The sequence below is a fragment of the Pseudoalteromonas haloplanktis ATCC 14393 genome (assembly GCF_000238355.1).
Lineage (GTDB): Bacteria > Pseudomonadota > Gammaproteobacteria > Enterobacterales > Alteromonadaceae > Pseudoalteromonas > Pseudoalteromonas haloplanktis.
The window spans coordinates 1-12,562 of record NZ_AHCA01000003.1 but is presented as its reverse complement, the minus strand read 5'-3'; the positions used below and the strand labels follow the sequence as shown (position 1 = coordinate 12,562).

Below are 12,562 nucleotides of genomic sequence, written 5' to 3'. Positions count from 1 at the left end.
ACTATATCAAGAATTGGTGTTACTATGCAGGGCAATGCAAGTTTACAGTGACATTGTATTTATTAAAGGATCGGTCATAATTAAGCCAATGCATTTCATTAATTAATAAGGATAGTTTTCATGTCAGTATTTATCTTGTTACTGGTGGTCGTCATCGTTATTTTTGCGGTCAAAGATATTCGCTTAAATTTAGTTAGCCGCCCGACATTTAAAATGTTTAAAAAAGTACTTCCGCCGCTTTCGCAAACTGAGCGAGAGGCGATGGAAGCCGGAGATGTGTGGTGGGATGGAGAGCTGTTTAGTGGTAATCCTGATTGGCAGCTATTACATAGTTACCCAAAACCCGAACTTAGTGAGAAAGAACGAGCATTTTTAGACAACGAAGTCGAAACACTATTAGCAATGCTTGATGACTATCAAATAGTGCAAAAAGATAAAGACTTGCCAAAAGAGGTATGGGATTACTTAAAAACGCAGGGTTTCTTTGCGATGATTATTCCAGAAAAATTTGGTGGTCGGCAGTTCTCAGCAATCGCAAACTCGACCATAGTTGCTAAAATTGCGACTAAAAGCTTAACCGCCGCTGTAACCGTTATGGTACCTAACAGCTTAGGCCCGGGTGAATTGTTATTACATTATGGTACCAAAGAACAGCAGCAACGTTGGTTACCCAGTTTAGCTAATGGTCAAGATGTGCCTTGTTTTGCACTTACAGGCCCAGAAGCCGGTTCAGATGCAGGCAGTATTCCTGATTCTGGTGTGGTCTGTAAAGGTGAGTTTGAAGGTAAAAAAGTGTTGGGCCTGCGCTTAAATTGGTCAAAGCGTTATATTACACTTGCCCCTGTGGCGACAGTTCTTGGTCTTGCTTTTAAAATGTATGATCCGGATGGCTTACTAGGTAAACAAAAAGAACTTGGTATTACCTGTGCGCTGATCCCCACAGATCACCCAGGCGTTGAAACCGGAGAGCGTCACTTTCCTCTTAATATGGCGTTTATGAATGGTACAACGTACGGAAAAGATGTATTCATTCCGCTTGATTGGATCATTGGTGGTCAACAAGGTGCTGGGCGAGGCTGGCGCATGTTGGTCGAATGCTTAAGTGCAGGGCGTGGTATTTCATTACCTGCGCTTAGCAGTGCAACAGGTCACTTATGTGCTCGAATGACATCTGCGTATGCCACAGTTCGCCAACAATTTGGTGTATCTATTGGTCAGTTTGAAGGCGTACAAGAAGCACTGGCACGTATTGGCGGGCTTACTTATAGTTTAGAATCATGTCGTTTAATGACTGCAGGCGCAATCGACCTTAAATTAAGCCCGTCTGTGGTCACGGCTATTGCTAAATACCATATGACCGAAATGGGTCGTACAGTGATGAATGATGCAATGGATATTCATTCAGGCAAAGGAATACAAGTTGGACCAAATAACTATTTAGCCCATGGCTACATGGGTATTCCGGTCTCAATCACAGTTGAAGGGGCAAATATTTTAACCCGTAATTTGATGATTTTTGGTCAAGGTGCAACACGTTGCCATCCATTTGTACTCAAAGAAATGGAAGCTGCGGCAATGGAAGATGATGATTTAGCATTAAAAGAGTTCGATGCACTGTTGTTGCAACATATTATCTTTGCAGCTACTAACGCGGGTATGGCATTTGTGCACGGCCTAACCCGTAGCTATTTTGCAAAATCGCCGGTATGTGGTGCTACAGCACGCTATTATAAGCAACTTGGAAGAATGAGCCGTGGGCTTGCGTTTAGTACTGATGTAGCTATGTTAGTCCTTGGTGGCGAGCTTAAACGCAAAGAGATGATTTCAGCGCGTTTAGGTGATGTGTTAAGTCATTTGTATTTGGCATCTTGTGTTCTTAAACGTTTTGAAGATGAAGGACGTCAACAGGCTGACCTGCCTTTTGTTAAATATGCGGTGGAGCTATCACTGTTTGAAATAGGCCAAGCATTTGACGGCTTCTTTAAAAACTTCTCCAACCCAGTTGTTAATTTCATACTTAAACGTATCGTATTTCCGCTTGGTAACCACTACCAAAGGCCGAGTGATGAGATTGCACAAGAAATCTGTGAGCATATGACTCAACCCGGGGTATTTAGAAATCGTCTAACCCATTTATGTCATGTGGACGAAAATGCAGGCACAGGGGTGATGGAAAATGCCTTTATAGCCATGCATGATACAAGCGCGGCATTCAAACGATTGAAAAAATGGCAACGTGAGGGCACGCTTAATCGTAACCATGATATTGAAACTGCTATTAACAGTGCACGTAAAAAGCAGTTGATCACTGATGAACAAGCAGAAAAACTGCACGGAGCTAATAATTTACGTAAGCAAGCCATTGCAGTCGATAATTATAAAGCGGGTGAATTATAACTTTAGGGTAATTGATTTACGCCGAAATAAAGAAAGCCTTGCATCTGCAAGGCTTTTTGTTAATTAACCAGCGCTAAGCTAGTTTTGGTAATTACTACTTTTTAACGTGCAAAGGGATCGGCATTAATTTTATCAACATACCAATTGCCTTTTTTACGGACCATTTTTACGCTGCGCATATCATCGACTTTATTGCCATTAAACTGGCCAGTAAAAATCAAGTTGATATTAGCTGTCTCACCGTATTGCTCTCTTAAGCTCATATTTGTCATATCAACTTCAATCACCACACTATCGTATTGTAAGTTGACTAAATTACGAGCAAACTGCTTGGATGTGCCATATGACATCATGATCCGCGCCATTCTTGGGGTGGCCATCGTACTGGCTTTAGTAAGATCTTGTTCGTTATAAAGTGTATCAAAGAACAGGGCAGCACTATTTCCTGGCGTGTTTTTCTCACCTCTTGGTGTATCGTCATTGCCGCAGCCGCTTACTAACAATAAAAATGTAGCAGCAAATAGAGTTAAAAATAATTTCATTAGATAAATAGACTTATTAGTGATGATTTAGTGTGTGATGAAATGTGGCAGATGTAAAGTTTACGATAAAAATTAGTGCGGTTAAGGCAATAAATAATAAAAAAGGATGCATTTTGCATCCTTTTATAAAAGCAATAATGTTATTGAACAAGTTCTTGCTCAGAAAACTCTTCAGCAAAAAGTGGGCTTGATAAATAACGTTCAGTTGCACTTGGCAAGATAACCACGACATTTTTACCTGCATTCTCAGGCAACTCAGCAATACGCTTGGCTGCTACAACCGCAGCGCCTGATGAAATACCAACTAAGATACCTTCATCTTTCATAAGCTTGTGAGCCATTTCAATGGCTTCTTCGTTTGAAACAAGTTCAGCACCATCGATGACACTGAGATCTAAGTTACCCGGGATGAAACCTGCACCAATCCCTTGAATTTTATGGGGACCAGGCTTAATTTCTTCCCCCGCTAAGGTTTGGCTGATAACAGGTGAGTTTGTCGGCTCTACAGCGATTGATTTAACATCAAGGCCTTTTTCAAGTTTCAAATAACGGCTAACCCCGGTAATTGTGCCACCAGTACCAACGCCAGCGACGAAGAAATCAACGTTACCGTCAGTTGCTTCGAAGATTTCAGGACCTGTTGTTTCAAAGTGAATTTTTGGATTTGCTGGGTTTTCAAATTGTTGTAATAAAATGAATTTTTCAGGATCACTGGCTTGAATTTCTTTTGCTTTTTCAATTGCGCCATTCATGCCTTTCGCCCCATCTGTTAATACTAAATTCGCACCGAGTGCTTTTAGCAATTTACGACGCTCAAGACTCATGGTATTTGGCATTGTTAGGGTTAGTTTGTAACCACGAGAAGCCGCTACAAATGCAAGTGCAATACCTGTGTTCCCTGACGTTGGCTCAATCAATTCTTTATCTTTAGTGAGTTGGCCTGATTTTTCAGCTTCCCAGATCATTGATGCACCGATACGGCATTTAACACTAAAACTAGGGTTACGAGATTCAACTTTAGCAAAAATATTACCAGTAGTTACACGGTTTAGCTTTACTAATGGTGTATTACCAATACTGAGTGAGTTATCTTCAAAAATTGTAGACATAATGTTCCCTTAGGTGCAATTTATTCAATCGGGACCGATTTTAACTAATCGATCTGTAATAATGACACTTTACTGCTGTATTAAAAAAACTAAAGTAAAGTTTGGCTATAAGATATATCTATTCGACTTATAATTGAATGAAATAAAAACAGCTTAGTTCTATAGGTTTAGTCAAGTCACCATCCGGTTGCTAGTAAACCTGAGCAAAAGAAAATGAGTATGCGTTAGGTCATGTTGCTTAAAGATAGCTAATCGACACTTATTTTGACCGCTGCGAAGTGATGAGTTTATATTCTTACGGCGAGGTAATTAGGCTGGGTGTTAAATGATAAAAGTGATGGTATTTTGTGCAAACAAGCTGCTATTTAACGGTTTTATGATACAAGTAATTAAAAACATGTTAAAACCACATCCACCAAAATTTATAAAGTGATCACAATGACATTAATATTAAAATTAATTGCCGGCATATTGGGCGGTATTTTAGTGGGTCTGTATGTTCCACTGACTGGAGTTGAACTCCTATACACAATAAAAGAAATAATTGGCCAGTTGATCACTTTCACGATTCCGTTGATTATTTTGTTCTTTATTGCTTCGGGTATCGCGGGTTTACCAAAAGGTTCGGGTCACTTACTTGGCAAAACCGTTGGCTTTGCTTATGGTTCAACGGTTATTGCTGGCACGCTAGCAGTCTTGGCTGTTAGTGCGATTATTCCGCTGTTCGATGGCGGCTTAACCTTTGAAGCGGAAGTCGTCACTGAAGTAGCCAGTTTTATTGATTTAGAGATCCCCCCTCTGATGGGTGTGATGACTGCACTTGCGACAGCATTCGTGTTTGGTATTGGTATGAGTCAGTTGCAACTAGAAACGCTGAGAAAAGTATCAGATCAAGGTCGTGACGTGATTGACGGCTTATTAGCAAAAGTGATCATTCCAGCCTTACCTTTTTATATCGCAGGTGTATTTGCTGAAATGACGGTCGCAGGCACTGTTGTTGATACCTTGCAAACATTCGGTATCGTGTTAATTGCGGCACTTATTATGCACTGGGTTTGGCTAAGTATTCTTTATATCGGCACCGGCGTACTATTAAAGCGTAATCCTGTTGAATTAATTAAAAATATGCTGCCAGCTTATTTCACGGCCTTAGGCACCATGTCTAGTGCGGCGACAATTCCTGTATCGCTGCGTTCGAGCAAGGCAAACAATGTAAAAGAAGATGTTGCTAATTTTACTGTACCACTGTGCGCCACTATACATTTGTCAGGTTCAACTATTACTATTGTTACCTGTGCTATGGCGGTGATGTTTTTATCACCTAACATGGATGTACCTTCACTATTTGGTATGTTGCCATTTATAATGATGTTAGGTGTTGTGATGATTGCAGCACCGGGAGCTCCAGGCGGTGCCGTGATGTCGGCATTAGGTTTGTTAACCAGTATGCTAGGGTTTAACGAAGGAGCTGTGGCGTTGATGATCGCACTTTATCTGGCACAAGACAGCTTTGGCACCGCGTGTAATGTTACCGGCGATGGCGTTATAGCATTGTGGGTAGACCGCTTTAGTGAAAAAGCATCATCTTAAATTTAGTTATCTGAGACGATATTAGAGTTATCGTTTCAGATTTTCTGTGTTAGTGTGCTGTATTAAGTTGTCACAATGACATGCTGTTAGGTTATATGAGGGTGTCCCATTGATTAACGTACTTTTAGTTGATGACCATGAACTCGTACGAACGGGTATCAAACGTATTTTAGATGATGTTCGTGGGTTTAAAGTAATTGGTGAAGCTAAAACAGGTGAAGAGGCTGTGCAATTTTGCCGCCAACACTCGCCTGATATTGTGCTAATGGACATGAATATGCCAGGTATTGGCGGATTAGAAGCGACTAAAAAGATTTGCCGCTATTGCCCAGATGTGAAAATCATTGTGTTAACAGTGCACTGTGAAGATCCATTCCCAAGCAAAGTCATGCAAATTGGTGCCCATGGTTATTTAACCAAAGGAGCTGGCTCTGACGAAATGGTGAACGCTATTCGAGCCGTAAATGCAGGACAACGCTATATTGCTCCAGAAATTGCGCAACAAATTGCTTTAGCGCAAGTCACAGGTCGCACAGATGAAAGCCCATTTCAAAGTTTATCTGAGCGTGAGCTACAAATTATGCTAATGATCACTAAAGGTGAAAAGGTACAAGATATAGCTGAGCGCCTTAATCTAAGTTCTAAAACAGTGAATAGTTATCGCTATAGAATGTTTGAAAAGCTCAATGTTGGTGGTGATGTAGAACTTACCCATTTAGCTATTCGCCATAAGATGATTGACATCGATAGCGCTCATTAGTCTTGCCCCATGGCAGAATTTGATCACGTACACTTTCTAAAGACACTATCAAGCGATCCTGGCGTTTACCGGATGCTTGATAGCGACAACAATGTTATTTACGTCGGTAAAGCGAAAAACCTGAAGAAACGTGTCAGCAGCTATTTTCGAAGCAATGTCACCGATGGTAAAACGCGTGCACTGGTTAGTAATATTAGTGGTATTGATATCACGCTCACTAACACCGAGACTGAAGCTTTACTGCTTGAAAATAATCTAATAAAAAAATACCAGCCTCGCTACAACATTTTATTACGCGATGATAAATCCTATCCTTATATTTTATTAACGGCACATAAACATCCTAGATTGGCGTTTCACCGTGGTAGTCGCAAAGTAAAAGGCGAGTATTTTGGCCCATTTCCAAGTGCAGGCGCTGTTTCTGAAAGCTTGCGATTAATGCAAAAAATATTTCCAGTTCGCCAATGTGAAGATGCCTATTATCGTGCTCGTAGCCGGCCATGTTTGCAATTTCAATTAAAGCGCTGCTCAGCACCATGTACTGGCGAAGTTAGCGATGATGAATATAGCCAGCAAGTCGATTTTGTGAGAAAGTTTTTAGCTGGTAAATCACATGAAGTTATCGCCTCTCTCATTACTAAAATGGAAGCTGCTAGCCAAGCGTTACAGTTTGAACTGGCTGCGAAAATACGCGACCAAATAATGTTACTGCGTAAAATGCAAGAGCAGCAGTCAATCTCAGGCAATTATGCTGAAATGGATGTGGTGGGCTTTGCTCACCTCAATGGCCTAAATGGGATTCATTTATTGATGATCCGTGATCATAAAGTGCTGGGCAGTAAAACCTACTTTCCTAAAGTCCCAAAAGATTCACAACAGCAAGAAATACTAGCATCATTCCTTGGTCAGTATTATTTAGCGCCAGGTGCAACAGGGCGCATAGCAAAAGAAGTGATTTTGCCCTTTGCGATTGATGAAGCAGATGTGCTGGGTGAGGCGTTAAGTCAAATAAGTGAGAGAAAAGTCACTTTAAAAACCGTCACACGCGGTGAGCGTGCGCAATACTTACAACTTGCAAATAAAAATGCACTTAATAGTATTACCGTGAAGCAAAGCACCCAAGACTCAATTAATAAACGCTATGCTCAACTAAAAGCAACGTTAGGCCTTGATGATATTAGCCGTATGGAGTGCTTTGATATTAGTCATACCATGGGTGAGAATACTGTGGCCAGCTGTGTGGTGTTTGATTCCCAAGGGCCTAACAATAAAGAATATCGTCGCTTTAATGTGACAGGTATCACTGGTGGTGATGATTACGCTGCAATGGAGTTTGCATTAAATAAACGTTACAACAAGTTAGTGGATGAAAATAAAATTCCCGATGTGATTTTTATCGATGGTGGTAAAGGGCAGTTATCACGGGCTGAGCAGTATTTTTCTACTTGGCCTCATGCAAAAATGCCATTACTAGTTGGTGTTGCAAAAGGCACCAGCCGAAAACCTGGGCTGGAAACGTTATTAATAGATGGTGGACGTAAAACAATCCCAATGGACTCCGATGCTCCAGCACTGCATTTAATCCAGCACATTCGTGACGAATCGCATAGATTCGCAATTGCAGGGCATCGTAATAAGCGGCAAAAACAACGTACACAATCATTATTAGAAGAAATAAGTGGGGTTGGCTCAACGCGACGCCAAAGATTATTAAAATTTTTAGGGGGCATGCAGGGAGTAAAAGCTGCTAATATAGATCAATTGAAGCAAGTACCTGGGATCAGCTCTGACATGGCTGAGAAGATATTTAACCATTTGCATGACAAGGGCTAGCCCTTCATGCGAATATAGCAAAAAAGACATCCTCAAGTAGTTATGTGGAATATTCCAAACACACTCACAACATTTAGACTTTTTCTTATCCCCATTTTTTTGGTGATATTTTATTTGCCTTATTCATGGGCTTTCTTTGTGGCTGCCTTTATTTTTTGGTTGGCATCAATAACCGATATTCTTGATGGTTATTTAGCTCGTAAACTTGAACAATCAACACCTTTTGGTGCATTCCTCGATCCTGTAGCAGATAAAGTTATGGTCTGTGCTGCATTAGTTGCACTGTCTAGTTATTATCAATCAATGTATATGACTATTCCTGCATTAATCATTATTAGTCGTGAGATTGTGATTTCAGCTTTGCGCGAATGGATGGCCGAGCAGGGCAAAAGAGGTAATGTCGCCGTATCAAATATGGGTAAAGTAAAAACGGCAGCACAAATGTTAGCCATTATTGGTTTGATTTGGCAGTACGATACTTGGATGATGTATTTAAGTTATGCCTTATTGTACATTGCTACCTTCTTAACCTTGAGTTCAATGCTGCAATATTTGATGGCAGCATGGGGAGAATTGACTAAAAATTGATTGTAAACGTCTAATAACGCACCGTTTTAGATAAAAAATAATCAAACAGTTCAAAACTAGCATTTTTTGTATTGACGCGTTTAATAATCTCTGTAGAATGCGTCCGTGTTGAGAGGGCATAGCCCCTTAGATAAACCAAGTAGCACTGGTTAAGTTGTTAGAATGTTATGAGGCGACATTGTTGCACTGATATAATAATAGCTTACAAGTATTAAGCGGCACTAGCTCAGTTGGTAGAGCGCGACCTTGCCAAGGTCGAGGTCACGAGTTCGAGCCTCGTGTGCCGCTCCAGTTTATCTTAAAGGCTAACCCCGGTTTTGGGGCGGAATGGCAGAGTGGCCATGCAGCGGATTGCAAATCCGTCCACCTCGGTTCGACTCCGGGTTCCGCCTCCATTCAACGCTCCACATGCTTTAGATAGCAAACTCGATGCCCGAGTGGTGGAATTGGTAGACACAAGGGATTTAAAATCCCTCGACTAACAAGTCGTGCCGGTTCAAGTCCGGCCTCGGGCACCACTTTGTGGTTTGATTACATCGCCAAGTGTAATCTATAAAAAAGATATGACATAAAGATGTTTTAATTATTTATGCTAATAATAGAATTAATATGATGCGGCACTAGCTCAGTTGGTAGAGCGCGACCTTGCCAAGGTCGAGGTCACGAGTTCGAGCCTCGTGTGCCGCTCCATATTAGTTTTATCCACTTGCTTTAAATAGCAAACTCGATGCCCGAGTGGTGGAATTGGTAGACACAAGGGATTTAAAATCCCTCGACTAACAAGTCGTGCCGGTTCAAGTCCGGCCTCGGGCACCACTTTTAATTATTTACCAAGATAATTAAAGTTTTGATAAACACTTAATAAATGCGGCACTAGCTCAGTTGCCAGAACGTTTACCGCGACATGGTCGCGCACCAACGTACAAATTACTGACAAAGACTTATACGGTTCTAGTTTAGTTGCCAGAACGTTTACCGCGACACGGTCGCGCACCAACGTACAAATTACTAACAAAGATTTATACGGGTCTAGTTTAGTTGCCAGAACGTTTACCGCGACACGGTCGCGCACCAACGTACAAATTACTAACAAAGTTTTAATGCGGCACTAGCTCAGTTGGTAGAGCGCGACCTTGCCAAGGTCGAGGTCACGAGTTCGAGCCTCGTGTGCCGCTCCAAATTATTTGATATGTTTAGGCGGAATGGCAGAGTGGCCATGCACCGGATTGCAAATCCGTTTACCCCGGTTCGACTCCGGGTTCCGCCTCCAAATAATTACTCCACACGCTTTAATTAGCAAACTCGATGCCCGAGTGGTGGAATTGGTAGACACAAGGGATTTAAAATCCCTCGACTAACAAGTCGTGCCGGTTCAAGTCCGGCCTCGGGCACCACTTTATCTCTTTCATTAGAATAAATCCTCTTAAGCTAAATCCTAAAAATTAATTCCTATTCTAAATTTAATGCTATACATTTATTCTATCAGCACGTTTAAGAGTATTTTTGTATGGAGAACTTTAAACAGGGTCTTAACCAATTTTGGGTAGGGGCTGTATTTGGTGTATGTCTAGCGCTTTCATTGGTTTTAATACCAATAGCGATTGTTTTATCTACTGTAAACGATGTCCTTAAAATCAGTGAGGTCAGTACATTAGTCACGCAAGTAAGCCAAATGGTTGAACATACTCAAGATAAAATTGCATCAGGCAAAGAGAAGCTGTCCTCACTCTCTATGGCTAATATAGATAACCTGGCATTGCAAAAGGCGATTACAGCAATACAAGAGTACCAAACTCGCTCTTCAGAACTTATGTCAATGGCGCAGAAGTCAGCCCTTAAGCAGCAATTACAACAGCAGCTCAAGCAAGAGCTAGAAGCTAAGTTTGACCCACAGCAAGTAGATAAGGCAGTGGCAATTTTTATGCTGGTTGTAGATAACAAAAATTAAAAGAAACCAAGATACTAAAAAGGGAGCACAAAGGCTCCCTTGGTTATCACTTAAAGTTGTTAGTCTTTATGCCAAATGCCTTTAGGGATAGTCTGGTCAAGTTGTTGATTCTGAGTTGGGTCAAACGTAGGTAGCTTACCTGATTTACGTTGCGCGGAATAATCGTTAGCAAGCCAGATCACCACACCAGATAACATAAATAGTGCTATTACATTCACTATTGCCATTAATCCCATTGATATATCCGCAAGCGTCCAAATGAGTCCTAATTCACTTACTGAACCAAACATCACCATTGCTAGTACTATTATGCGGAAGATAAGCATCCCATATTCATGATTGTGCTCTAAAAATAGTAGGTTGGTTTCAGCGTATGAATAGTTGGCTACAATCGAAGTGAAAGCAAAGAACAATATAGCAATCGCTACAAACACCGCGCCCCAACTACCAACGTGCTCCTCAAGTGCGGCTTGTGTTAAGGCAATCCCCGTAACACCTGAGTCAGCGACAAGCTGGTCTGAGAGTAATATCAACGCAGCAGTTGCACTACAGATCACTACCGTATCAATAAATACCCCCAGCATTTGTACATAACCTTGTGAGGCGGGGTGAGGAGGATTAGGCGTTGCAGTCGCAGCAGCATTCGCGGCACTACCCATACCTGCTTCATTTGAAAATAGGCCGCGCTTGATCCCTTGAATCATCGCTTGCATCACACCGTAGCCAATCGCACCTGCGCCAGCTTGCTCTATTCCAAATGCACTATTAATAATACGCATAAAAACTGTAGGCAGCTCTGCGGCGTTTGTAGCACATACATATAATGCGACGAGCAAATAAGCTAATGCCATAAAAGGCACAACCATTTCAGCAAAGCGTGAGATGGTTTTTAAACCCCCAAATATGATAATGCCAGAGCCAACTACAAGTACTAATCCCACCACATAGTTTGGAATATCAAAAGCAACTTTAAATGCGGCGGCAATAGAATTTGATTGCACTGCATTAAATACTAAGCCAAACGCTAGAATTAAGCACAGAGAAAATATCACTCCCATCCAGCGTTTACCTAAACCATACTGCATATAGTAAGCGGGACCACCACGAAAATTACCATGCTCATCTCGTGTTTTATAGGCTTGTGCTAAGGTACTTTCTGCAAAACTGGTTGCCATACCTATTAATGCAATTAACCACATCCAAAAAATAGCACCTGCACCACCTAGGTAAAGTGCGACAGCAACACCGGCCATATTACCAGTGCCGACCCGCGCTGCGAGAGAAGTACAAAATGCCTGAAAAGAAGAAATGCCGTTTTTATCACATTGGCGAGAATTGAACATGACCTTGATCATGTGAGGAAATTGAACAAACTGAATGAATTTAAGTTTAATGGTAAAGAAGAGTCCGGCTGCTATTAATAAGTAGACGAGTATGTGACCCCATAATAGTCCACTTATACTATTTATTATATCTATCATGTTATATGCCTAATGAACGAGTTTATAAAACAGCGGGCAACTTACCATAAGTACAATCGATAGTTTAGTGAATCAAGAAAAAAGCTGATTTGTCCACAACGTTTTGTGGATAACATGTAACTATCTTTTGCGTAACGTGAGGGCGAAAATTAAATGCAAAATTAGCGATAAAAACGCTTGCGTAAAATTCGCGGCGCCCTATAATGCGACCCCACTGAGACGGCAGCAGGCAACGCTTAAGCTGCAGCAGCTAATCAGTAAGTCGAGTAAAACTTGAGTTTAGATTTTTTAGAAAGTTTAAAATTAAGTATTGA

9 protein-coding genes and 8 tRNA genes are annotated in these 12,562 nt (G+C 41.2%); 14 read left to right on the top strand and 3 right to left on the bottom strand.

Annotated features, from left to right (window positions below):
* Positions 1–120: 120 nt before the first annotated feature.
* A complete protein-coding gene (locus PHAL_RS0106855; protein WP_016707683.1) occupies positions 121–2,397 on the top strand; it encodes an acyl-CoA dehydrogenase in 2,277 nt (758 codons plus the stop codon).
* A gap of 101 nt (positions 2,398–2,498) precedes the next feature.
* Here the strand turns inward: PHAL_RS0106855 and PHAL_RS0106850 are convergent, their stop codons facing one another.
* Positions 2,499–2,939 carry a hypothetical protein gene (locus tag PHAL_RS0106850; protein ID WP_016707682.1) on the bottom strand — a complete coding sequence of 147 codons (441 nt, stop codon included), beginning with the start codon at positions 2,937–2,939 and terminating at the stop codon, positions 2,499–2,501.
* Between the two features lie 140 nt (positions 2,940–3,079).
* The gene (cysK, locus tag PHAL_RS0106840) at positions 3,080–4,048 is read right to left on the bottom strand and encodes a cysteine synthase A (protein WP_016707680.1); all 969 of its coding nucleotides are present in this window, start codon (positions 4,046–4,048) and stop codon (positions 3,080–3,082) included.
* Between the two features lie 438 nt (positions 4,049–4,486).
* On the opposite strand from cysK, the gene PHAL_RS0106830 reads away from it, so the two are divergent.
* From PHAL_RS0106830 to PHAL_RS0106770, 13 genes are all read left to right on the top strand, one after another.
* Complete coding sequence (locus PHAL_RS0106830; protein ID WP_016707678.1) at positions 4,487–5,638, top strand: dicarboxylate/amino acid:cation symporter; 1,152 nt, start codon at positions 4,487–4,489, stop codon at positions 5,636–5,638.
* 109 nt (positions 5,639–5,747) lie between these two features.
* Complete coding sequence (gene uvrY, locus PHAL_RS0106825; protein ID WP_016707677.1) at positions 5,748–6,398, top strand: UvrY/SirA/GacA family response regulator transcription factor; 651 nt, start codon at positions 5,748–5,750, stop codon at positions 6,396–6,398.
* A 9-nt stretch (positions 6,399–6,407) separates the two neighbouring features.
* Positions 6,408–8,231: an excinuclease ABC subunit UvrC gene (gene uvrC, locus PHAL_RS0106820; protein ID WP_016707676.1), complete on the top strand. Its 1,824-nt coding sequence runs from the start codon at positions 6,408–6,410 to the stop codon at positions 8,229–8,231.
* A 42-nt stretch (positions 8,232–8,273) separates the two neighbouring features.
* Positions 8,274–8,819 carry a CDP-diacylglycerol--glycerol-3-phosphate 3-phosphatidyltransferase gene (gene pgsA / locus PHAL_RS0106815; protein WP_016707675.1) on the top strand — a complete coding sequence of 182 codons (546 nt, stop codon included), beginning with the start codon at positions 8,274–8,276 and terminating at the stop codon, positions 8,817–8,819.
* Between the two features lie 215 nt (positions 8,820–9,034).
* Positions 9,035–9,110 (top strand) — tRNA-Gly (locus tag PHAL_RS0106810).
* A gap of 30 nt (positions 9,111–9,140) precedes the next feature.
* A tRNA-Cys gene (locus PHAL_RS0106805) sits at positions 9,141–9,214 on the top strand.
* 36 nt (positions 9,215–9,250) lie between these two features.
* Positions 9,251–9,337 (top strand) — tRNA-Leu (locus PHAL_RS0106800).
* A 96-nt stretch (positions 9,338–9,433) separates the two neighbouring features.
* Positions 9,434–9,509 (top strand) — tRNA-Gly (locus PHAL_RS0106795).
* Between the two features lie 39 nt (positions 9,510–9,548).
* Positions 9,549–9,635: transfer RNA gene (locus PHAL_RS0106790), tRNA-Leu, on the top strand.
* Positions 9,636–9,921: 286 nt separating this feature from the next.
* Positions 9,922–9,997, top strand: a tRNA-Gly gene (locus PHAL_RS0106785).
* 18 nt (positions 9,998–10,015) lie between these two features.
* Positions 10,016–10,089 (top strand) — tRNA-Cys (locus tag PHAL_RS0106780).
* Positions 10,090–10,126: 37 nt separating this feature from the next.
* A tRNA-Leu gene (locus PHAL_RS0106775) sits at positions 10,127–10,213 on the top strand.
* 113 nt (positions 10,214–10,326) lie between these two features.
* Positions 10,327–10,767, top strand: coding sequence for a hypothetical protein (locus PHAL_RS0106770; RefSeq protein ID WP_016707674.1), 441 nt, complete (start codon positions 10,327–10,329; stop codon positions 10,765–10,767).
* A 59-nt stretch (positions 10,768–10,826) separates the two neighbouring features.
* On the opposite strand, the gene PHAL_RS0106765 is transcribed toward PHAL_RS0106770, so the two are convergent.
* Positions 10,827–12,248 carry an alanine/glycine:cation symporter family protein gene (locus PHAL_RS0106765; protein ID WP_016707673.1) on the bottom strand — a complete coding sequence of 474 codons (1,422 nt, stop codon included), beginning with the start codon at positions 12,246–12,248 and terminating at the stop codon, positions 10,827–10,829.
* Between the last annotated feature and the right edge of the window lie 314 nt (positions 12,249–12,562).